The sequence below is a fragment of the Actinomadura sp. GTD37 genome (assembly GCF_041951365.1).
Lineage (GTDB): Bacteria > Actinomycetota > Actinomycetes > Streptosporangiales > Streptosporangiaceae > Spirillospora.
The window spans coordinates 690,932-712,233 of sequence record NZ_JBGNUS010000002.1; the positions used below are offsets into that span (position 1 = coordinate 690,932).

Here is a 21,302-nt window from a genome sequence, read left to right on the forward strand (position 1 = left end):
GCCGGGGATCGTGCCCCGCGCTCCCGTCCACGCGGACCCGATCCGGCCCCGCGGCCGGACCACGCCCACCCCACCTCGGCAGGGGCGGTCCGCATGGGAACGGTCTCCGGGGCGGGTCACGATCCCCCACCACGTCGCCGCGCGCCGGCCCGTGCCCGAGGTCGGTGCGGCGGATCCGCTGAAGCCGGGGATTCCGCCGGCGGCGTGGCGGCGGAATCCCCTTCAGCGGGTCCAGGGGAGGCGGAGGGCCTCCAGGGTGGGGTCGGTCAGCACGGCCTCTATCAGGGACGTGGGGCCCACGATCTTCGTGCCCCACAGGTCCCAGTCGCAGTAGACGGCCCAGGAGCGGTCCTCCGGCCACAGGTCGGACGGGCAGCTGCCCAGGTCCGGGTGGTCGTAGAGGGCCGCCGCGTCCCCCAGGCGGCCCGCGAGGACGGTGTCCTCGTCCCAGTCGGCGGTGACCAGCGGGCAGTAGTACGCCAGGCAGCGGGTGCTCGCGCCGGACGGGCTGTGCCGCAGCAGGACGCCGATCAGCCGGTACCAGCTCTCCCGGTCGAGGCAGCCCTCCGCGGGCGGCCGGACCGCCGCCGACCAGCTGCCCGCCGGGTGCCCCTGGCGCAGGCAGCGGCTGCCGGGCAGCGCACCGTCCGGGACGACCGGCTCACCGAAGCCGCGGGCCAGTTCCCGCCAGCGCAGCCGCCGCCAGCCCTCGCCCGGGTCGCCGCTGCGGCCGAGGTCGACGCCGGTGACGATCGCGCCCTCCAGGAGGTCGCCGACGTCGGACTGCCCCGTCAGCCCCGCCGCCGTCATCGACTGGTGGACATCGTCGTGCGTCGTGGTGACCAGCCCCTCCTCCCACACGTACATCGCGTGCAGGAGCCAGGCGGCGTCGGGCCGGCTCGGCGGTTCGAACCCCGAGTGCCGGTGGCCGGGGTCGAGCTCGCGCAGCCACCGGGCGGCCTCCCCCGGAACGCGGGCCCATGCGTCCTCGATGTCCATAGGCGCATCCTGCCATCTCAGGGTGCCAGCAGGCTCCCCAGCCGGGCGGCCTGGACCTCCCAGCGCCATTCGCGCTCGACCCACGCGCGGCCCTGCTCGCCCATCGCGCGGGCGCGGGCCGGGTCGGCCAGCAGCGCGGCGACGGCGTCCGCGATCCCGGCGACCGATCGGCCGGGGACGACGACGCCCGTCTCACCGTCCAGGACGGCGTCGGGGGCGCCGCCGGAGTCGCCCGCGACGACGGGCAGGCCGGTCGCCGACGCCTCCAGGTAGACGATGCCGAGGCCCTCCACGTCCAGGCCGCGGCGGCGGGTCCGGCACGGCATCGCGAACACGTCGCCCGCGTCGTAGTGGGCGGGCAGTTCCTCCCAGTCCACGCCCCCGGTGAAGACCACGCTCCGCCGCACGCCGAGGGAGGACGCCAAGCCCTCCAGCTCTTTCCTGTACGGGCCGCCGCCCACGAGCAGGAGGGCGGCGTCCGGCTCCTTCCGGAGGACGCGCGGCCACGCGTGGATCAGCGCGTCCTGGCCCTTGCGCGGGACGAGGCGGGACACGCAGACCGCCACCGGCCTTCCGGTCAGCCCGTGCCGGGCGCGGACCTCCTCGCCGCCCGTGTCCCGGTGGAAGACCTTCTCGTCGACGCCGGGCGCGAGCCGCGACATCCGCGCCGCGCCCCGCGGGGACAGGGCCCGCGCCATCCGGGAGCGGGTGTACTCGCCCAGGTAGGTGAGGACGTCCAGGTCGTCGCCGATGCGGCGGAGCAGGCGCCGCGCCACCGGCAGCGCCGCCCAGCCCGCCTCATGGCCGTGCGTGATCCCGACGAGGCGGCCGGCGCCGCGGGCGCGCAGCGCCGGGGCCAGCAGGCCGAGCGGCGCCGCCGCGCCGAACACGACCGAGTCGCAGCCCTCGGCGCGCAGCACGTCCGCGGCGCGGCGCAGCACGCCCGGCTCCGGCAGCATCAGCGTGCCCGGATGCCGGACGACCGGGAACGGCTGCCGCGCGTCGAACCCGGCGGCGCCCCGCCACGCCGGCGCGTACACGACCACCGACCCGGCCGGGCGGCGGGCCGCGAGGCCGTGCACGAACGCCTGGATGCCGCCGGGACGGGGCGGGAAGTCGTTGGTGACGAACAGCGTCTTGGTCATCGTCCGGCCAGAATACGGAGGGGCCCGGCGCCGCCGATGCGGTGCCGGGCCCCTGCGCGCGCGATCAGTGCCTGATCTCCCGCGAGGTACCGCTCTCGATCTCCTCGTGCTCGCCGTGCCCGTGCTCCTCGACGGGGATGTCGTCGTAGGTCCACGCGCGGTTGAGCCGCGAGCGCAGGTGACCGAGCGGGCCCTTGGCGCCGGGCGCGGGGACGCCGCTGGCGTCCCGGTCCGGCGGCTGGACCCGCGTGTTCTCCTTGGACAGCAGGACGTGCCGCTCCTCGTCGCGGGCCGGCTCGTGCCGCTCGGAGAACCCGCCCTCCGGCGACATGAGGATGACGCCGCTCTCCACGCCGTGCCCGACGATGTCGGCGTCCTTGCGCTGCAGGCCGAGGCAGATCCGCTTCGTGATGACGAACGCGATCACCGGCCCGATGAAGAACGTCACCCGGAAGAACCACGTCGTGGCGAAGAGCGAGACGTGGAACTTGTCCGCCAGGACGTCGTTCGCACCGGCCAGCCACAGCAGCCCGTAGAAGGTGACGGCGGCGACGCCCGTCGCGGTGCGGACCGGGGCGTTGCGCGGCCGGGTGTTGACGTGGTGGTGCCGCTTGTCGCCGGTCACCCACGCCTCGACCCACGGCCAGACCGCCGCGCCCGTGAAGATGACGCCGAGCGGCAGCAGCGCCGGGATCAGCACGCTCAGGCTGAGCGTGTGGCCCCAGGCGTTGATCTCCCAACCCGGCATGATGCGCAGCGAGCCCTCGAGGATGCCCATGTACCAGTCGGGCTGGGAGGCCGAGGAGATGGCGCCGGGGTCGTACGGGCCGAACAGCCAGATCGGGTTGATCTGCGCGAACGCGCCGAACAGCGCCAGCACGCCGAAGGTGAACAGGAAGTAGGCGCCCGTCTTGGCCATGAACACCGGGTAGAACGGGTAGCCGTACACCTGCTTCTCGGTCTGGTTCTTGACCGGCATCGCGGTGTGCTTCTGCACCCACATGATCATCATGTGCGCGGTGACCAGGCCCAGCAGCAGCGCCGGGATCAGCAGGATGTGCACCATGTACAGCCTGGGCACGATGTCCTGGCCGGGGAACTCTCCGCCGAACAGGAACATGTAGATGTAGGTGCCGACGACCGGGATGCCCTCGGCGACGCCCTGCGTGATGCGCAGGCCGGTGCCGGAGAGCAGGTCGTCCGGCAGCGAGTACCCGGCCAGGCCCTCCAGCATGCCGAGCGTGAACATGCCGATGCCGATCAGCCAGTTCAGCTCGCGCGGCTTGCGGTAGGCGCCGGTGAAGAACACCCGCAGCATGTGCGCCAGGATCGACGCCATGAACAGCAGCGCCGCCCAGTGGTGGATCTGCCGCATCAGCAGGCCGCCGCGGATGTCGAAGCTGATGTGCAGCGTCGAGGCGTACGCCTCCGACATCGTCACGCCCTTGAGCGGGACGTACGAGCCGTCGTAGACGACCTCGACCATGCTCGGCTTGAACCAGAGCGTGAGGAACACGCCGGTCAGCAGCAGGATGATGAAGGAGTACAGGGCGATCTCGCCCAGCATGAAGGACCAGTGGTCCGGAAAGACCTTCTTCATGTTCCGCTTGAAGAAGGTGGTGGACCCGAGGCGGTCGTCGAGGAACGTCAGCGGAGCCTCGACCGCCTTCGGCGCTGTCGCCTCGCTCATCCGCGCTCCCAGAAGCTCGGGCCGACGGGCTCGTGGTAGTCGCTCGTCGCGATGATGTAACCGTCCTCGACCGACAGGGGCAGCTGCGGGAGCGGCCGGGCCGCCGGGCCGAAGACGACCTTCGCCGCGTCGGTGGCGTCGAAGGTGGACTGGTGGCACGGGCACAGGATGTGGTGCGTCGTCTGCTCGTACAGCGCCGCCGGGCAGCCGACGTGCGTGCAGACCTTCGAGTAGGCGACGATCCCGTTGACGTGCCAGTTGTCACGTCCCTTGGCGGGCTTGAACTGCTCCGCCGGGACGTTGATGAGGATCGTCACGGCCTTGGCGACCTGGGTGAGCACCTGGTCGTGCGGAAGGTGCTCCTCCATGCCCTCCGGCAGGACGGTGATCATCGAGCCGGGGGTGGCGAAGTCGCTGACCTTGAGCGGCCTGTTGGTGCCGTCCACCACCAGGCGGACGCCCTTCTTGCCCTCCGACCGCGCCCGCTTGACCGCGTCGCCCCAGAAGGTGTGCCGGAGCTTCGTCTCCGGCAGCGGGCCGAGGTCGCGCAGCAGCACCAGCGGCGCGAGGCCGAGCGGCGCGGCGGCCAGCAGCAGCGTGCGGCGCAGCAGCGGCCGCTTGGTGATGCCGCTGTCGTGCGCGCCCTCCATGAAGTCGCGGCTGAACGCGGCCTTGGTCTCCGCGTCGGCGGCCGGCTCGTGCCGCTCCTGGATGATCGGCTTGCTGGTCATCAGCCGGCGCACCCAGATGGTGACGCCGACCGCCATCGCCAGGAAGGCCAGCGCCATCGTCCCGCCGAGCCAGAAGTTGACCTCGCGGGCGTCCCAGATGCCGTGCATGCCGCCGTCGCGGCCGCTCCAGCCGATGAAATAGGCGATGAACACCACGCTGGACAGGAAAGCCAGCAGGAAGAACGCCGCCACGACCCGCTCGGCGCGCTTGGCCGACGCCTCGTCGAGCTGCTCTCCGACGCCCGCGGGCGCCGAGATGTCGTCCTCGGCGAGGAGCGCCTTCTCCCTCGCCGGGGACGGCGTGCCGATCACGCGTTCGCGCCGGCCGCCGTCCTCGCGCGGGCCCGTCGAGCCCGCGGTCTCCTTGTTGTCGTCGCTCATGACTTCTTCAGCTTCTTCGGCTTCTTCGCGGTGATCCACATGGCCGCCATGACCATCAGGCCGATGCCGACCACCCAGGCGACGAGACCCTCGCTCACCGGGCCGATGCGGCCGAGGCCGTTACCGCCCGGGTTGGGCTCCTCGCGGGTCTGCACCAGGTAGGCGATGATCGCCTGCTTGTCCTGGGGCGTGAGCGTGGTGTCGTTGAACACCGGCATCGCCTGCGGGCCGGTCAGCATGGCCTCGTACATCTGGGTGGGCGTGACGTCGTCGTTCGAGAGCGGGGGCGCGTACTTGCCGCCGGTCAGCGCACCGCCCTGGCCGGTGAAGTTGTGGCACTGCGCGCAGTTGGTGCGGAACAGCTTCCCGCCGAGCGCGGCGTCGCCCTCGGCCGGGTCGACCGCGGAGGCCGGCGGCACGGCGGGGCCGCCGCCCAGCGAGGCGATGTAGGCCCGCAGGTCGGCCAGGTTCTTCTCGGCCTGGGCCTTCTGCTTCTCGGCCGCCTCCCGCTTCTCCTTCTCCTCGTAGTCGGTCTTGATCGAGGTGTCGAAGGCGGGGACCGGCTCCTTGCGCGGCACCTGGGCGCCGGGGTTCATCGCGGGCATGCGGCCCGTGCTGACCTGGAAGTCGACGGATGCGGCGCCCACCCCGATGAGGCTGGGGGCGATCGAGTTGCCCTCGGCGTCCTTGGTGCCCTCGGCGTTCAGCCCGTGGCAGCTCGCGCAGTTCTTGTTGAACAGCTCCTGCCCGTGCTTCAAGTCCTCCGCGGCCTGCGCGGTGCCCTGCGCCTCGGCGCGGTCGGTCTGCGGCGAGAAGCCGGCGTAGATCACGCCGATCGCCGCCAGGGCCGCCAGCACGACGGCGTAGCCCGCCCACGGGCGCCGTCGCCATGCGGTGATCCTTTTCACGGAAATCCCCGTTCGGGTCATGTCGTCGGGATGGGTCAGAGGTCGAGCAGGTAAACGACCGAGAACAGGCCGATCCACACCACGTCGACGAAGTGCCAGTAGTAGGACACGACGATCGCGCTCGTCGCCTGCTCGTGCGTCCAGCGCTTGGCGGCGTAGGTGCGCCCGAGCAGGAACAGGAACGCGATCAGGCCGCCGATGACATGGAGGCCGTGGAAGCCGGTGGCCAGGTAGAAGACCGAGCCGTAGGCGGAGGACGAGAAGGTCAGGCCGTCGTGCGTGACCAGGTTGTAGTACTCGTACGCCTGGCCCGCGACGAAGTAGGCGCCCATGAGGAACGAGAGGACGTACCACTCGCGCAGTCCCCAGCGGCGGAAGTTCAGCAGGCCGCCGTCACGCCCGACCTTGCCCGCCTCGGCCCTGAACACGCCCATCTGGCACGTCACCGAGGACAGCACCAGAACGGTCGTGTTCACCGCCGACAGCGGCAGGTCCAGCGGGGCGCCCGGCCACGCGTCTTCACCGGACTGGCCGATCGTCACGGAGCGGATCGTGAAGAACATCGCGAACAGCGCCGCGAAGAACATCAGCTCGGACGACAGCCAAACGATCGTCCCCACGCTGACCAGATTGGGACGGTTCGCCCGTGCGTGAGGTGTTGTCTCTATCGCGGATGCTGTCACGGGCAGCATTATTGCGCCCCTATCCCGTGAGTGACGCATGACCCCCCTCCTACGGTTCCCCGCGCGTGTTGCCCGCGTCCCCGACCCGGTACCCTCACGTGCATGAGCACCGCCCCGGAGACCCCGATGAAGGTCCTCGTCTACAGCGACGACGCGAACACGCGCGCCCAGATCCGGATGGCGATCGGGCGCCGTCCCGCCGCCGACCTGCCGAAGACCGAGTTCGTCGAGATCGCGACCCAGCCCGCCGTCGTCGAGCGGCTGGACCGCGGCGACATCGACGTCCTGGTCGTGGACGGCGAGGCGCAGCCCGCGGGCGGGCTCGGCGTGTGCCGGCAGGCCAAGGACGAGGTCTACGACTGCCCGCCGGTCCTCGCCCTCATCGCCCGCCGCGACGACGGCTGGCTCGCCACCTGGTCGCGCGCCGACGCCGTCGCGAGCCTGCCGATCGACCCGATGGCCCTCGCGAACGAGCTCGCCGGCCTGATGCGGCACCGCCTCGCGAACCGCCTCACCGCCCTGTGAGCCCCACCGCCCCGTGAGAACGCGGGCCCGCCCGCGGGGCCGGCCCGCCCGGAGAACGTCGACCCGCCAAGAGACCCGGTAGGGGACATGGACGCGCGCACCACCTGGCCCGCACTGCTCAACGCCCTCCTGACGGGCTCCTCCCTGTCCAGCGAGGAGACCGCCTGGGCCATGAACAGCATCATGGCCGGGGAGGCCACCGACGTGCAGATCGCGGGCTTCGCGGTCGCGCTGCGCGCCAAGGGCGAGACGGTCGAGGAGGTCACCGGCCTCGCCGAGGGCATGATGGACAACGCCACCCGCATCGAGGTGCCGGGGCCCATCGCCGACCTCGTCGGGACGGGCGGCGACCGCGCCCACACCGTCAACATCTCCACGATGGCCGCCGTGGTGGCCGCCGCGTCCGGCGTCCGGGTCGTCAAGCACGGCAACCGCGCCGCGTCGTCCTCGTGCGGCGCCGCCGACCTGCTGGAGCATCTGGGCGTCGCCATCGACCTGCCGCCGGAGGCCGCCGCGCGCGTCGCCGCGGAGCTCGGCATCACCTTCTGCTTCGCGCCGCTCTACCACCCGGCGCTGAAGCACGCGTCGCGGACGCGCGCCGAGCTCGGCACGCCGACGGTGTTCAACTTCCTCGGCCCGCTGACGAACCCGGCGCGTCCCAAGGCCCAGGCGGTCGGGGTGTTCCACCCGCGCATGGCGGGCGTCATCGCCGGGGTGTTCGCCGCGCGGGGCTGCTCGTCCCTGGTGTTCCGCGGCGACGACGGGCTCGACGAGCTGACCACCACCGGCACGTCCACGGTGTGGGTCGTCCGCGACGGGACGGCGACGGAGACGACGTTCGACCCGTCCGACCTCGGCATCCCGCCCGCGCGCCCGGAGGACCTGCGCGGCGCCGACGCCGCGTTCAACGGCCGGGTGGCGCGCGAGACGTTCGCCGGCGCCGCCGGGCCGGTCCGCGACATGGTGCTGCTGAACGCCGCGGCGCTCATCACCGCCTACGAGGGCGCCCCGCCCGCCGCGAAGCTCACCGACGCGCTCCGCGACGCCTTCGAGCGCGCCGCGCAGGCGGTCGACTCCGGCGCCACGAGCACCCTCCTCGACCGCTGGATCGACACCACCCGGGCCCTGCGCGCCTAGCCCCTGGGCGGCTACGCGACGCCCCTCGCTCCACTCGAAACGCGCTGGGCGATGTAGATGGGGACGACCGAGAGGACGATCAGGGCGGCCGCGAGGACGTTCACGACCGGGGCCTGGTTGGGCCGGAACAGGTTGTTGAAGATCCAGATCGGCAGTGTGGTGGCGCCCGGCCCGGCGGTGAACGTGGTCACGATGATCTCGTCGAAGGACAGCGCGAACGACAGCAGCCCGCCGGCGAGGAACGCCGAGCGCAGCGTCGGCAGCGTCACGTAGCGGAACGTCTGGAAGGTGTCGGCGCCGAGGTCGGCGGACGCCTCCTCCAGGCTCGTGCCCGTGCGGCGCAGCCGGGCGAGGACGTTGTTGTAGATGGTGACGACGCAGAACGTGGCGTGCCCGACGATGACGGTGAACAGGCCGAGCCCGACCCCGAGCGGCTTCAGCACGACCTGGAAGGCGTTGCTGAGGGCGATGCCGGTCACGATGCCGGGCAGCGCGATCGGCAGGATGACGACGAGTGACACCGTCTCCCGTCCGAAGAACTTGTAGCGCGACACGGCGAACGCGGCCATCGTGCCGAGGACGAGCGCGATGGCCGTCGCGCCGAGCCCCGCCTTGACGCTGGTGAGGACGGCCTGCCGCGCGCCCTCGTTGTCCAGCGCCTGCGACCACCAGCGCCCGGTGGGGCCCGACGGCGGCCAGCCGAACGTCGTGTCGGCGTTGACGGAGTTGATCAGCACCACGAGCAGCGGCACGTAGATGACGGCGAGGCCGAGGGCCATGAGGACGCGCAGCGCGATCCGCGCGGCGGGCGAGAAGGTCATCACAGCTCCCTGAGGGCGCCGGTGCGGTGGGCGGCGGCGAGGTAGCCGAGCATCACCACCACCGGGATCGTGGCGACGGCCGCGGCGAACGGCAGGTTGTTGGCGGCGCCGATGTTGTCGTAGACGACGTTGCCGAGCAGCTGGCTCCGGCCGCCGACGATCTTCACGGTGATGTAGTCGCCGAGCGACAGCGAGAACGTGAAGACCGACCCGGCCACCAGGGACGGGAACGCCAGCGGCAGCAGCACCGTGCGGAACGTGCGCAGCGGCCGGGCGCCGAGGTCGCCGGACGCGTCCAGCAGCGAGTCGGGGAGCCGCTCCAGGCCCGTGTAGACGGGCAGGATCATGTACGGCAGCCACAGGTAGGACAGGACGAGCACGGTCGCGGGCAGGCCGTACCCGGGGCTGCCGAGCCCGATCGGGCGCAGCACCTCGTCGAGCAGGCCGCCCTGCTGCAGCATCACCCGCCACGCGTACGCCTTGACGAGGTAGGCGGCCCACAGCGGCGCCAGGATCGCGATCATCAGGTACGGCCGGTACCGGGGCTTCGCGACCTTGGCCATGTAGAGCGCCATCGGGAAGCCGATGGCGGTGTCGATGAGGGTGACGGCCGCCGCGACGCCGAGGCTGCGCAGCGCGACCGTCCGGTAGACGGGCTCGTCCAGCAGGGTCTGGAAGTTGGCGAGGGTGAACCGGCGGACGACCTCGCCGGTGAAGACGTCGGTCGTCCAGAACGCGGTGAGGAAGATCGCGGCGAGGGCGCCGAGGTAGACGACGACCAGCCAGGCGAGCGGCGCCGACAGCAGCAGCGACAGCCGCAGCCGGGGCCTGCGGTGCAGCAGGGCCGCCGCCCCGCGCCGGAGTCCCGGCGCCGGGCGGCCGTCCGCACCGCCGCTGCGGGCGGGGGCGGTCATCCCTTGATCGCGGTCCACGCCTGGGTCCACTTGGAGTAGTCGACGCACTTGACGTTCGTGCGCCCGTCGAGGCACTGCGCGATCGGCGTCGTCCAGAAGTGCACCTTGGAGAAGTAGTTCTCGTCGGTGGCGTGGAAGGTGTCGCAGAAGCCCTTGTCCGCGGTCTCCCCGCACGCCTTCGCGTTGGCCGGCGCCTCACCGAACCATTCGGCGACCTGCGCGTTCGCCTTCGGCGACACGATCCAGTCGAGCCACTTGTAGGCGCAGTTCGGGTGCTCGGCCTTGGCGGCGACCATCCAGGTGTCCGACCAGCCGGTGGCGCCCTCCTTGGGCAGCGTCACCTTCACCGGCGCCTTCTCCGCCTCGGCGAGGTTCGCGATGACCTGCCACGTCGTCCCGAGGACGGAGTCGCCGCTCTTGAACGCCTGGACCTCCTTCGTGTAGTCGGACCAGTACTCGCCGATGAGCCCGTGCTGCGTCTTCAGAAGTCCGACGGCCTCGTCGAACTGCTTCTGGTCGAGCGCGTACGGGTTCTTGATGCCGAGCTCCGGCTTGGCCGACATCAGGTAGAGCGCGGCGTCGGCGATGTAGATCGGCGAGTCGTAGGCGGTGATCTTGCCCTTGTGGGGCGAGTTCGCGTCGAACACCGCGCCCCACGAGTCGGGCGGGGTCGTGACCTTGTCGGTGCGCCACATCAGCAGGTTGGCGCCGCGGCCGTGCGGGATGCCGTAGGAGACGCCGTTCACCGAGTTCCACGGCTTCGTCTTCAGGCCGGCGAAGACGTCGGCGTAGTTCGGCACGAGCCCCGTGTTGACCGGCGCGACCGTCCCGGAGGCGATCAGCCGGAGCGAGGCGTCGCCGGAGGCGGAGACGGCGTCGTACTCGCCGGTCTTCATCAGCGTGACCATCTCGTCGGACGTCCCGGCGACCTTGGTGTTGACCTTGCAGCCGGTCTGCTTCTCGAACGGGGTGACCCAGTCGACCTTCGGGTCGTTGGAGCCGTCCTCGGCGTAGCCCGCCCAGGCGACCAGGTTGACCTCGCCCTCGCCCGCGCCGAGCGACTGGAGCATCGGGACCTTCGGGACGGGGAAGCCGCCCTGCCCTGCGCCGGACGCCTTGCCGTCGCCCGAGTCGCCGCAGGCCGCGGCCGTCAGTCCGATCGCCAGCGTCGCCGCGGCGGCGAGCGCCATGCGTGTGGACCACATGGGGGAACTCCTTATTTCGGGGGTTGGGGGTGAATCAGGAGGCGGGCGCCGGCGCGGAGCCCGCGCCGGCGTCCGGGACTTGGAACTCGTGCGCTTCGTGCCAGCCGATCCGGACGCGGGCTCCGCGCCGGCCCATCACGTCCATGGACGAGGTCCGCAGGTTCTGCTGCAGCGCCACGACCCGGTCCCCCGACTCCAGGTCGATGACGAAGCGGGTCACCGCGCCCGCGTAGACGACCTCGGCGACCGTGCCGAGTGCGTGCCGGTCCCCCGCGTCCGGCACGTCGTCGCCCTCCGCCGCGACGTGGATCTTCTCCGGCCGGACGCAGACGCCGCCGATCCGGTTGGAGGTCCCGACGAACCCCGCCACGAACTCCGTCGCGGGCCGCTCGTAGATCTCGGCGGGCGTGCCGACCTGCTCGATCCGGCCGGCCGCCATGACGGCGACCCGGTCGCTCAGGGTCAGCGCCTCCTCCTGGTCGTGGGTGACGAACACGAACGTGATGCCCGCCCGGCGCTGCAGGCTCTTCAGCTCGACCTGCATCTCCTCCCGCAGCTTCAGGTCGAGCGCGCCGAGCGGCTCGTCCAGCAGCAGCACCTTCGGCTCGTTCACCAGCGCGCGGGCGAGCGCGACCCGCTGGCGCTGGCCGCCCGAGAGCTCGCCGGGGCGGCGCGCCCCCATCCCGTCGAGCCGGACGCCGCGCAGGGCCTCCAGCGCCCGCTCACGGCGTTCGGCGCGCGGCACCCGCCGCGCCTTGAGGCCGTACTCGACGTTGCGGAGCACGTCCATGTGCGGGAAGAGGGCGTAGTCCTGGAAGACGGTGTTGACGTCGCGGTCGAACGGCGGGAGCGCCGTCACGTCCTCGCCGCCGAGTTCCACCGTCCCGGACGTCGGGCGCTCGAAGCCCGCGATGAGCCGCAGCACGGTCGTCTTCCCGGAACCGGACGGGCCGAGCATCGAGAAGAACTCGCCGTCCCCGATGTCGAGGTCGACGCCCGCCACCGCCTCGACGGAACCGAAGGTCTTGCGCAGATCGCGGATCCTCACCGCTGTCACCGGCATGACCGAAAACATATGGATTCATAGGTTTCAGTTCAAGTGATGTTCCGGTATCACTGTGTGCAACACCGGGAGGGGGCCCATGAACAGCGCGCACCTCGTCGTGTTCGCTCCCGTCGACAACACCGCGCGGGTGCACGCGGTCGTGCGGCGGCTCGGCGACGCGATCGCGCTCGGCCTCCTCGGCGACGGGGAGCAGTTGCCGAGCGAGACCGACCTGGCGGCACATCTCGGTATATCGACGGTCACACTACGCGAAGCGCTGATGGCCTTGCGTCAGCAAGGACTCATCGAGACCAGGCGCGGCCGGGGCGGCGGCAGCTTCGTCCGGGCCCCCGCCAGGCCGTTCGACCTCGACGAGCGGCTCCGTTCGCTGAGCGCGGAAGAGCTCCGCGATCTCGGCGACCACTACGCCGCCATCGCCGGGGCCGCCGCGCGCCTCGCCGCGCTGCGCTCGCTCCCCGGCGACGTCCGGCGGCTGCGCCGCTCGCTGGAGGAGATGTCCGGCACCGCCGCCGGGGCCGGGATGTCCAGGCTGGACGGCCGGCTCCACCTGGAGGTCGCCGCCGCGTCCCAGTCCGGCCGGCTCACCCGGGAGGAGATCCGGCTGCAGGCCGAGATCGGCCCGCTGGTCTGGGCCGTGCACGACCTGCCGGACCGGCGCGGCCGGGTCGACGCCGAGCACGCCGCGATCGTCGGCGCCATCGAGGGGGCCGACGACGCCCGAGCGCGCGATGTAGCTGAAAGTCACGTCTTGAATGCGGTAGAACGTCTGATTGAACGACGGCTCGCACTCTGACCCCGAGGGGGACCCATGCCCGCCGAGCCACCGGCCGTCGGCGCGGCGGCGGCACACGTCCGCGCGACCCTGGACGGCGTCTTCGAGACCGTGGCCCGGGTCCGCGACGCGACGGCGCGGTGCCTGGCGGACGTCCACCGCGCCGGCCGCGCCCCCGTCAGCGCCGACCTCGCCCCCCTGCGCCCGCTGCTGCTCGCCCGGCTCGGCCCGCTCGTCTGCGGCCTCGGGTTCATCGCCGCGCCGCGGCTGCTCGCCGACGCCGCCTGGCACCTGGAGTGGTGGCAGGCGGGCCCCGCCGGCCGCCCGTCCCGGCTGCTGCGCGACCTGGACCCCGAGCGCAGCGCCCTCTACGACTACACCCGCTGGGAGTGGTTCACCGGCCCGGAGAGCGGCGCCGAGCGGACCGTCTGCGGCCCCTACGTCGACTACCTGTGCAGCGACGAGTACGTGCTGACCCTGTCGGCGCCCGTGCGCGTCGGCGGGGCCTTCGCCGGCGTCGCGGCGGCGGACGTGTTCGCCCGGACGTTCGAGAACGAGGTCGTCCCGGCGCTGCGCGAGATCCCCGCGCCCGCGTTCGTCGTCAACGCCCCCGGCCGCGTCATGGCGTCCAACACCGCGAGCTGGCCCCCCGGCGCCGTCTACCGCGAGAACCCGGGCTACGCCGCCCGGCCCTGCGGGGACCTGTCCCTGTCCCTGGTCACCGCGGGCTGACCGCGGGACAACGGCCCCGCGCCCCCCGGAAGGCGCTCAGTCGGCGTCGGGGAGCCCCAGGGCGAACGCCTGCTCCAGGTCGTGCTGGGAGTAGGTGCGGAAGGCGATGTGGGTCTCGGTGCCGACCACGCCGTCGACCTTGTTGACGCGGCCGGGGATGACGTCGTTCAGCTCCTCGTGGCGGCGCACCCGGACCATCGCCATGAGGTCGTGGTCGCCGGTGACGGAGTAGACCTCGCTGACGCCGTCCAGCGCGGCGATCGTCTCGGCCACCTCGTGGATGCGCGCGACGTCGGCCTTGACGAACACGATCGCAGTGACCACTACACCCTCCCCCTCGGATTCGGACGCTCCGACCCTACCGGGAGGGTCAGCCGCGGCTGAGCGCGGCCAGGCGGTGGGCCGGGCCGGCGCGGCGGGCGAGCAGGGCGAACACCACCCCGGCCGCGAAGCCGTAGATGTGCGCCGTGTAGGCCACGTTGCTCGCCTCGTCGCCGAGCGACAGCCACTGCAGGACGAACCAGTACCCGAGCACCACCCACACCGGCAGCCTGACCACGATGACCGGCGGCACCCAGCTGACGATGCGGCCCCGCGGGTTGAGGATCACGTAGGCGCCCATCACCCCCGCGATGGCCCCGGACGCGCCGATGAGCGGGACGGTCGAGTCCGGCGACGTCCAGGCGAAGCCGTAGACGGCGACGAGCCCGAACAGCAGGTAGCTGAGGAGGTAGCGCCATCGGCCGAGCCGGTCCTCGACGCCCATGCCGACCACGAACAGCGCCACCAGGTTGCCCAGCAGGTGCAGCGCGCCGGAGTGCAGGAACATCGAGGTGAACGCGGCCGTCCAGGGCGCCTTGCCGAAGGTCGCCGGCCCGCACTCGCGCACGATGGCGGTCGGGACGGGCTGCTGGTCGCCGGTGGTCAGCTCCTTGGGCACCGCGCCGTACTCGTAGGTGAAGTGCGCGGCCCTGCACTCGCGGACCCGGTCCTCGCCGTACCAGGTGGCGAAGTTCGACATCGGCGTCAGCAGGAAGACCACGACGTTCGTCGCGACCAGCAGGTACGTCACCCACGGGATGCGGCGCGCCGGCTGGCTGTCGTAGAGGGGCAGTGCCACACGGTCACCTTAGTGGGCGGCCGGACCTCGGAGGCGACGCCTCGTGCCGCCCGTACGGCTTCTCGTAGGCCTTGTCGATCCATTCGCGCAGGCCCTCGGCGCCGTGGACGGGGCACGTCCACGGGCCGCCGACCTCGACCAGCCGGACGCCGGGCAGGTCGAGCCAGCGCAGCACGCACTCCATCTCCTCGGCGGTGGCGCCCGCCGACGGGGGCTCGCCGAGCGCGACGCCGCCGGGCGCCTCGCCCGCGGGCGGGAACACCGTCTCGGCGGTGGCGATGAGCGCGTCCACGTAGGGGCGGGGCTGGGCGTGCGGCGGGACGGTCCCGGCGGCGGCGAGCCGGCCGTAGCGCACGACCGACAGCTCCCAGCCGCCGTCGAACGCGGGCCGGGCGGCCACCAGCTCCGGGAGCCGGGCCAGCGCGGCGAGCCGCTGCCCGCGCGCGGCGGCGCGGACGAACGCGGCGAGCCGGTCGCGCTGGGCGGCGGCCTCCTCGTAGCGCAGCTCGGACGCGAGCCGGTCGATGCGCACCTGGGCGGCGGCCACCACCGGGCGGACGTCGCCCTCCATGACCGAGCGGGCCGTCGCGGCGTGCACGTTGTAGGCGTCGGCGGACTCGCGCCCGTCGCAGGGCGCGCCGCAGCGGCCGATCTCGGCGAGCGCGCACGCGCGGGCCTTGCCGCGCTCGATCAGCCGGAGCGTCAGCCGCTGGGTGCACTGGCGCAGCGGGACGGCCTCCTGCAGCGCGGCGCGGGCCTCCTCGGCCTGGCGGCGGGACGAGATCGGCCCGAGGTAGCGGGCGCCGTCGGCGCGGCACTCCCGCACGATCGACAGCCGCGGGAACGGCTCGACGGTCAGCTTCAGCCAGATCGCCCGCTCGGGGAACTTGGAGCGCCGGTTGTAGCGCGGCTTGTGCTCGGCGATCAGCCGCAGCTCGCGGACCTCGGCCTCCAGCCCGGTGGCGCACACGATCGTCCGGACGTTCTCGGCGAGGCCGACCATCTCCCGGACGCGCCACCGCGTCTCCGAGCCGGTGAAGTAGCTGCGGACGCGCGAGCGCAGGTCGCCGCTCTTGCCGACGTACAGCACCTCGCCCGCGTGGTCCTCGAACAGGTAGACGCCGGGGGTGGACGGCACGTCGTCGGCGAGGTGGCGCTTGCGGCGCTGCTCGGGCGTGGGCGCCTTGGCGAAGCCGCGCATCTCCTCCAGCGAGGTGACGCCGAACGAGCCGAGCCGCTCGATGAGGCCGTGCAGGACCTCCACGGTGGCGCGGGCGTCGGCGAGCGCGCGGTGCGTCGGCTCGTTGGACGTCCGGAAGAAGCGGGCCAGGGTGCCGAGCTTGCAGTTGGGCACCTCGTCCTTGGACAGGACGCGCCGCGCCAGGTCGACGGTGTCGACGACGGGGAACGCGGGCCAGGCGCGGCCGTTCTGGGCGCAGGCCGTCTTCAGGAAGCCGATGTCGAACGGGGCGTTGTGCGCGACGAGCACGCAGCCGCGCGCGAACTCCAGGAACGCCGGCAGCACCGACTCGATGCGCGGCGCCGCCGTGACCATCGCGGTGGTGATGCCGGTCAGCGCGGTGATGAACGGCGGGACGGGGCCGCCGGGGTCGACGAGCGTCCCCAGCTCGCCGAGCTCCTCTCCGCCGCGGACCTTCACCGCGCCGATCTCGGTGATGGCCGAGTCGGCGGCCGAGCCGCCCGTCGTCTCCAGGTCGACCACCACGAAGGTGACCTCGGAGAGCGGGGTGCCCAGGTCGTCCAGGGTGCCCTGGACGGCCTCGGCCCGAGTACCGGCGCCCTGGACACCGTGCGCAGCCGTCATGTGCGCGACCGTAGAGGACCCCACCGACAGAAGCTCGGGCCGCTAGGGTTGGACGCGCCGGCACGTCCCGCCGGGCGGGGGCCGCGGGGGACGGCTCGGGGGAGCCCGGCGCGATTCGTCCGATCGCACGTCCGCCCTTGTCGATCGCCGATTAGACCCGGGGCGGCAGGGAAGACACAGCCCACCGGCGGCGTAGCCCGGAAGGAGCGGGATCATCGACAGCGGCCCCGAAGCGACCCCCGGCTGCGCGGAGTCCGCGGAGAGTCTGGGCAGGCCCCTTCCCGAACCCGTGCGGCAGTCGGTGGTGGAGGCCGCCGCCGACCTGATCGGGTCGCTGCCCGCCGACGAGGTCCCCGCCCCGCTGCGCCGGTTCGCGCGGTTCGAGCGCCGCAAGCGCGCCAAGCTCGCCGGGCAGCACATCGCGGCGGTGCTGGAGAAGGACCCCGGTTTCCGGGCGCGGGTCGCCGGGCCGCTGCGCGAGACGCAGGCCGGCCTCGTGGAGGCGGTCGAGGACGGGCGGGTGCCGCCGGCCGCCGACCCGGTGCGCGTCGCGGTGCTGGCCTACCTGCTGCGCCCGGCGGGCTGGACCGGGCTCGTCGAGTCCGCGCGCGCCGAGTTGGAGCGCTCCGCGACCGCGTCGGAGGAGGAGGCCGCCGAGCGCCGCGTCGCCGCGCTGAAGGACGAGCTGGCCGCCGCCCGCGGCGCGCGCTCCGCCGAGCTGGACAAGCTGCGCGCCGAGCTGCGCGAGACCAAGGCCGAGGTCGCGGAGCTGCGCCGCAAGCTGCACGACGCCCGCACCCGGTTCCGCGCCGCGGAGGAGCGGGCGGGCGAGGTCGCCGCCGGCAGCGAGCTGGAGCTGGCCGCCGCCCGCGAGTCGACGGCGGCGGCCGAGAAGGAGCTGCGCAGGCTGCGCGCCCGCGCGGCGCAGGCGGAGGCGGCCGCGGAGACCGCCAAGCGCGCCGCGCGGGAGGGCCGCAACGTCGACGACGTCCGGCTGCGGATGCTGCTCGACACGCTCGTGGACGCGGCGCAGGGCGTCCGCCGCGAGCTGGCGCTGCCCTCCACGATCGGCCGTCCCGCCGACGTGGTCGGCGGGCAGCCGCACCGGGCGCTGCCGGGCCGGGCCGTGTCCGACGGCGACCCGCAGCTGCTCGACCGGCTGCTGACGCTGCCGCAGGTGCACCTGGTGGTCGACGGCTACAACGTCACGAAGACCGGCTACGGGGAATTGCCGCTGTCGGACCAGCGCAGCCGGCTGGTGTCCGGGCTCGGCGGGCTCGCGGCGCAGACCCGCGCCGAGGTGACGTGCGTGTTCGACGGCGCGGAACTGGACGCGCCGGTGGCGATCGTCGCGCCGCGCGGGGTCCGGGTGCGGTTCAGCGCGCCGGGCCAGACGGCGGACGAGATGATCGTCGAGCTGGTGCGGGCCGAGCCGCCGGGCCGTCCCGTGGTCGTGGTGTCCTCGGACCGGGAGGTCGCCGACGCGGCCCGCCGGGCCGACGCGCGGGCCTGCCCGTCCGCGCTGCTGCTGCGCCGGCTGGCCCGGTCATAAGGAGCCCATAAGGCTTTCATAAGGGACGCGTCGCGCTCTGTGATCATGTCATCACGAATGAGCGACAATGATCGCCGATATCAATCAAAGAGTGACGAATCGGTTGTGACGGTTGTTGCCCGTCGCTAGTGTCATCGGCTGACGTCGTGGACTGAGAGGGGCGAAACGGACCGTGGCCAAAGATCTCATCGGGGCACCAGCGCAGAGGCGTGACCGGAGGGGCGGCAAGGCGGGCAGAGGCGCCTCCCGTCGCCTGGCGGCCGTCGTCTGCCTGAGCCTGACGGCCTCCCTGGCGTCTGTCCCGGTGGTGGCGCACGCCGACCCCAAGCCGACCAGGGCGCAGGCCCAGAAGAAGCTCGACAAGCTCAACGAGCTGATGGACCAAGAGGTCGAGAAGTACAACCAGAACATGGAGAAGCTCAAGGTCGCCAAGAAGAAGTACACGGCGGCGACCAGGGCCAGCAAGCAGGAGCAGACCGCCTTCGAGCAGCAGCGCTCCCGGATCGCCCAGATGGCGGCCGACGCCTACAAGAACGGCGACTCCGCGGACGTGACGGGCTTCGTGGGCAGCAGGGACCCGCAGGCCATCCTCGACCAGGCGGCCGTCTTCTCCCACCTGTCGCACGAGCGCAGCTCCCAGCTCACCCAGTTCCTCGCGACCGCGCAGCGGCTCCGCCGCGAGCAGTCGCAGGCCAAGACGGCCTACGACGAGGTGAAGCAGAAGCAGGACGAGCTCAAGAAGAAGAAGAACGAGCTCGACAAGCAGGTCAAGAAGCAGAAGACGCTGCTGCGCAGCCTCGGCGGCGGCACGTCCTCCGGCGGCGGGGCCTCGGGCGGCGGCGGCACGGGCGGCACCTACAACGGCCCGGCCAGCGGCTCGGCGCGCACGGCGCTCGACTTCGCCTACGCCCAGCTCGGCAAGCCGTACCAGTACGGCGCGGAGGGTCCGGGCTCCTACGACTGCTCCGGCCTGACGATGAAGGCGTGGGCCGCGGCGGGCGTCAGCATCACCCGCACGACCAACTCGCAGTACGCCGCCACCAAGCGGGTGGCCAAGAGCAGCCTCCAGCCCGGTGACCTGGTCTTCTTCAACAGCCTCGGCCACGTCGGGATGTACGTGGGCGGCGGCAAGATGATCCACGCTCCGAGCACCGGCAAGAACGTGCAGATCGTGAGCATCACGTCGGGCTACTACCTCAACGGCTACTACGGCGCCGGGCGTCCCTGACGCCCCGCCGCCGCCCCCCGCGCGGGGCATGACGGAGCTCTCGTCGGCAACGGACCAGGCTTGACCTGGTCCGTTGTTGATTTTGGGGGGGTTTGCCTTCTGTTGGGGCTTTGGTACCTTGTCACCACCCCGGCGCCCTCCAGACGCCGCGGACCCGCGGCGCCCACCAGGCGCTTCGGCCCCACGCGGCGCATCCAGCCGCCGCGTGCCGGCGGCGCGAGCCACGCGCCGCTCCCCCCGGGCGGCACGACCCACGCGCCGCCCCGCGGCACCCGACGGTGCCGCACCGCCAGAGCACGCGGCCTGCACGCAGGCCGCGGCCGGCCCGGCCCACCGTGCGCACGCCCGCAGCGTGCATGGCGCTGAGAGCGCTGCCACGGCGGTTTCCTCCGGACCGGGCATCCGGACGCCCCCCGGCATGGGGCAGGCGTCCGTCCACAACATCAGCGCCGCTCTTTCGCACGCGGGAGACAGGTCCCGCGCCGGGCCCCATCTCGCCCCCAGGATCGCAGCGGCAGCGCCGAATCCGCCGCAGCGCGGAACCGGGGACCCACACCGCCGGAGTCCGGGACACCTCCCGGACGGGCATTCCGGCGACCGGGGTGAATCGGCGCGTCTCTCCCGTTCCGGTGAGAGCCGCCGTAGGGCCACTTCCACGCCCGAACCCGTCAGCTAACCCGGTAGGCGTCTTGGGAGAACGAAGGAGTGAGTTCCGCAGCGTCGCCCGGGCGCGGCCGCAGACGCGGCCGCGTCCCGAGCACCCCTGCGCTCCGCGGGCGGCCCCGCCCGCCGGAGCATCCACATCCGAACCGGCGTGCCCGCAACGGGGCACGCCACCGCCGAGTCCGCGTCCGCCGCGCGCACGCGCGCCGGACGCGGAGCCGGGGACCCATCGTGTCCTTCTCGTTTCGGGGTGAATCGGCCTGCCCGCAGGCCGTAGGGCGGCTTCCACGCCCGAACCCGTCAGCTAACCCGGTAGGCGGCATGGAAGTCGAGGAGACTCCCCCGTGCCAGGCGCGCACCGCAAGAAGACCCCGGGCAGGCCCGAGAAGTCCTCGGGCAGGCACCGCAAGCAGAACTCCCTGACCGTCACCTGGTGGACGACCGGCGGCATCCTCGTCGGCGCCGCCGTCCTCGGCACCGCCGCGGCCACCGCGCAGGCGTCCGTCCTGCCGTTCGGGTCCGCCCCGGCGGCCACGGCGGCCGGCGCCGCCACCGCCCAGAAGGCGGAGCGGAAACCGTCGAAGAGCACGTCCGAAGGCGGGTCCGGCGGCACGTCCAAGGCGGCGCCGGGGAAGGCGCCGGAGGGCGAGCCGAAGGCGGCCGCCCCCAGGAGGGCCGCCCCGCGGGCCTCCGCGTCGCGGCCCACCGCGGCCGAGGCCATCGAGATCGCCAAGTCCCAGGTGGGCGTGCAGGAGGACGGCGGCGGCGAGACCAAGTTCCAGAAGTGGTACATGGGCACCGCCCGCGCCAAGGAGACGGTCGCCCGCGACGGCGGCTCCGTCGGCGGCTACAGCGACGCCCAGTGGTGCGACATGTTCGTGTCCTGGGTCGGCGAGCAGGTCGGCCTCGCCGACCAGGTCGGCAGCGACGCCTGGACGGTCGAGCACGCCAGGTGGTTCCAGGAGCACGGCCGCTGGGGCACCGAGCCGAGGCCCGGCGCGATCGTCTTCTACGCCTGGAGCGGCAGCAAGGCGGTCAAGGACATCCGGCACGTCGGCCTGGTGGTCGAGAAGGTCGACGACGGCACCATCGAGGCCGTCGAGGGCAACACCGGCAACGCCGTCAAGGTCAAGGAGCGCTCGACCGACGACGTCGTCGGCTACGGATACCCCGACTACGGGTCGTGACGGCGCACCCGGCGGCGC

20 protein-coding genes and 2 riboswitches are annotated in these 21,302 nt (G+C 72.7%); of the genes, 7 read left to right on the forward strand and 13 right to left on the reverse strand.

Annotated elements, in window-relative coordinates:
• Positions 1 to 222: 222 nt before the first annotated feature.
• The 6 genes from ACA511_RS17315 to ACA511_RS17340 form a co-directional block, all read right to left on the reverse strand.
• Complete coding sequence (locus ACA511_RS17315; protein WP_375025359.1) at positions 223 to 999, reverse strand: hypothetical protein; 777 nt, start codon at positions 997 to 999, stop codon at positions 223 to 225.
• 17 nt (positions 1,000 to 1,016) lie between these two features.
• Positions 1,017 to 2,144: a glycosyltransferase family 4 protein gene (locus tag ACA511_RS17320; protein WP_375025360.1), complete on the reverse strand. Its 1,128-nt coding sequence runs from the start codon at positions 2,142 to 2,144 to the stop codon at positions 1,017 to 1,019.
• Positions 2,145 to 2,208: 64 nt separating this feature from the next.
• Positions 2,209 to 3,834, reverse strand: coding sequence for a cytochrome bc complex cytochrome b subunit (locus ACA511_RS17325; RefSeq protein WP_375025361.1), 1,626 nt, complete (start codon positions 3,832 to 3,834; stop codon positions 2,209 to 2,211).
• A complete protein-coding gene (locus tag ACA511_RS17330) occupies positions 3,831 to 4,946 on the reverse strand; it encodes a Rieske 2Fe-2S domain-containing protein (protein ID WP_375025362.1) in 1,116 nt (371 codons plus the stop codon). The genes ACA511_RS17325 and ACA511_RS17330 overlap by 4 nt, the downstream gene beginning before the upstream one ends.
• Positions 4,943 to 5,854, reverse strand: coding sequence for a c-type cytochrome (locus ACA511_RS17335; RefSeq protein WP_375025363.1), 912 nt, complete (start codon positions 5,852 to 5,854; stop codon positions 4,943 to 4,945). Before ACA511_RS17335 ends, ACA511_RS17330 begins: the two co-directional genes overlap by 4 nt.
• 35 nt (positions 5,855 to 5,889) lie before the next feature.
• Positions 5,890 to 6,546 (reverse strand): heme-copper oxidase subunit III, encoded by a 657-nt coding sequence (locus ACA511_RS17340; protein ID WP_375025364.1) that lies wholly within the window; start codon positions 6,544 to 6,546, stop codon positions 5,890 to 5,892.
• 93 nt (positions 6,547 to 6,639) lie between these two features.
• Here ACA511_RS17340 and ACA511_RS17345 point away from each other — a divergent pair, with 93 nt between their 5' ends.
• Together ACA511_RS17345 and trpD are read left to right on the forward strand one after the other, a co-directional pair.
• Positions 6,640 to 7,062: a hypothetical protein gene (locus ACA511_RS17345; protein WP_375025365.1), complete on the forward strand. Its 423-nt coding sequence runs from the start codon at positions 6,640 to 6,642 to the stop codon at positions 7,060 to 7,062.
• An 87-nt stretch (positions 7,063 to 7,149) separates the two neighbouring features.
• Positions 7,150 to 8,199 (forward strand): anthranilate phosphoribosyltransferase, encoded by a 1,050-nt coding sequence (trpD, locus tag ACA511_RS17350; protein ID WP_375025366.1) that lies wholly within the window; start codon positions 7,150 to 7,152, stop codon positions 8,197 to 8,199.
• A gap of 11 nt (positions 8,200 to 8,210) precedes the next feature.
• On the opposite strand, the gene ACA511_RS17355 is transcribed toward trpD, so the two are convergent.
• The 4 genes from ACA511_RS17355 to ACA511_RS17370 are packed head-to-tail and all read right to left on the reverse strand — an operon-like array spanning position 8,211 to position 12,202.
• A complete protein-coding gene (locus tag ACA511_RS17355) occupies positions 8,211 to 9,020 on the reverse strand; it encodes an ABC transporter permease (RefSeq protein WP_375025367.1) in 810 nt (269 codons plus the stop codon).
• Positions 9,020 to 9,952 carry an ABC transporter permease gene (locus ACA511_RS17360; protein WP_375025368.1) on the reverse strand — a complete coding sequence of 311 codons (933 nt, stop codon included), beginning with the start codon at positions 9,950 to 9,952 and terminating at the stop codon, positions 9,020 to 9,022. Before ACA511_RS17360 ends, ACA511_RS17355 begins: the two co-directional genes overlap by 1 nt.
• Entirely contained in the window at positions 9,931 to 11,139 is a 1,209-nt protein-coding gene (locus ACA511_RS17365) for an ABC transporter substrate-binding protein (protein ID WP_375025369.1), read from the reverse strand. The genes ACA511_RS17360 and ACA511_RS17365 overlap by 22 nt, the downstream gene beginning before the upstream one ends.
• Positions 11,140 to 11,173: 34 nt before the next feature.
• Positions 11,174 to 12,202 (reverse strand): ABC transporter ATP-binding protein, encoded by a 1,029-nt coding sequence (locus ACA511_RS17370; RefSeq protein WP_375025370.1) that lies wholly within the window; start codon positions 12,200 to 12,202, stop codon positions 11,174 to 11,176.
• A gap of 79 nt (positions 12,203 to 12,281) precedes the next feature.
• Here ACA511_RS17370 and ACA511_RS17375 point away from each other — a divergent pair, with 79 nt between their 5' ends.
• Both ACA511_RS17375 and ACA511_RS17380 read left to right on the forward strand, forming a co-directional pair.
• Positions 12,282 to 12,998, forward strand: coding sequence for a FadR/GntR family transcriptional regulator (locus ACA511_RS17375; RefSeq protein WP_375025371.1), 717 nt, complete (start codon positions 12,282 to 12,284; stop codon positions 12,996 to 12,998).
• A 15-nt stretch (positions 12,999 to 13,013) separates the two neighbouring features.
• Complete coding sequence (locus ACA511_RS17380; RefSeq protein ID WP_375025372.1) at positions 13,014 to 13,709, forward strand: hypothetical protein; 696 nt, start codon at positions 13,014 to 13,016, stop codon at positions 13,707 to 13,709.
• 36 nt (positions 13,710 to 13,745) lie between these two features.
• On the opposite strand, the gene ACA511_RS17385 is transcribed toward ACA511_RS17380, so the two are convergent.
• From ACA511_RS17385 to ACA511_RS17395, 3 genes are read right to left on the reverse strand one after another with little or no spacing between them, the layout of a single operon-like run.
• Positions 13,746 to 14,033 carry an Lrp/AsnC family transcriptional regulator gene (locus ACA511_RS17385; RefSeq protein ID WP_375025373.1) on the reverse strand — a complete coding sequence of 96 codons (288 nt, stop codon included), beginning with the start codon at positions 14,031 to 14,033 and terminating at the stop codon, positions 13,746 to 13,748.
• Positions 14,034 to 14,079: 46 nt separating this feature from the next.
• Complete coding sequence (locus tag ACA511_RS17390) at positions 14,080 to 14,829, reverse strand: rhomboid family intramembrane serine protease (protein WP_375025374.1); 750 nt, start codon at positions 14,827 to 14,829, stop codon at positions 14,080 to 14,082.
• Between the two features lie 4 nt (positions 14,830 to 14,833).
• Positions 14,834 to 16,654 carry a DEDD exonuclease domain-containing protein gene (locus tag ACA511_RS17395; protein ID WP_375025375.1) on the reverse strand — a complete coding sequence of 607 codons (1,821 nt, stop codon included), beginning with the start codon at positions 16,652 to 16,654 and terminating at the stop codon, positions 14,834 to 14,836.
• A gap of 289 nt (positions 16,655 to 16,943) precedes the next feature.
• On the opposite strand from ACA511_RS17395, the gene ACA511_RS17400 reads away from it, so the two are divergent.
• From ACA511_RS17400 to ACA511_RS17410, 3 genes are all read left to right on the forward strand, one after another.
• A complete protein-coding gene (locus tag ACA511_RS17400) occupies positions 16,944 to 18,206 on the forward strand; it encodes an NYN domain-containing protein (protein ID WP_375025376.1) in 1,263 nt (420 codons plus the stop codon).
• Between the two features lie 307 nt (positions 18,207 to 18,513).
• Entirely contained in the window at positions 18,514 to 19,434 is a 921-nt protein-coding gene (locus ACA511_RS17405) for an NlpC/P60 family protein (protein ID WP_375025377.1), read from the forward strand.
• Between the two features lie 508 nt (positions 19,435 to 19,942).
• Positions 19,943 to 20,135, forward strand: a riboswitch (cyclic di-AMP (ydaO/yuaA leader).
• A gap of 156 nt (positions 20,136 to 20,291) precedes the next feature.
• Positions 20,292 to 20,432, forward strand: a riboswitch (cyclic di-AMP (ydaO/yuaA leader).
• Positions 20,433 to 20,441: 9 nt separating this feature from the next.
• A complete protein-coding gene (locus ACA511_RS17410; RefSeq protein WP_375025378.1) occupies positions 20,442 to 21,284 on the forward strand; it encodes a CHAP domain-containing protein in 843 nt (280 codons plus the stop codon).
• Positions 21,285 to 21,302: the final 18 nt, after the last annotated feature.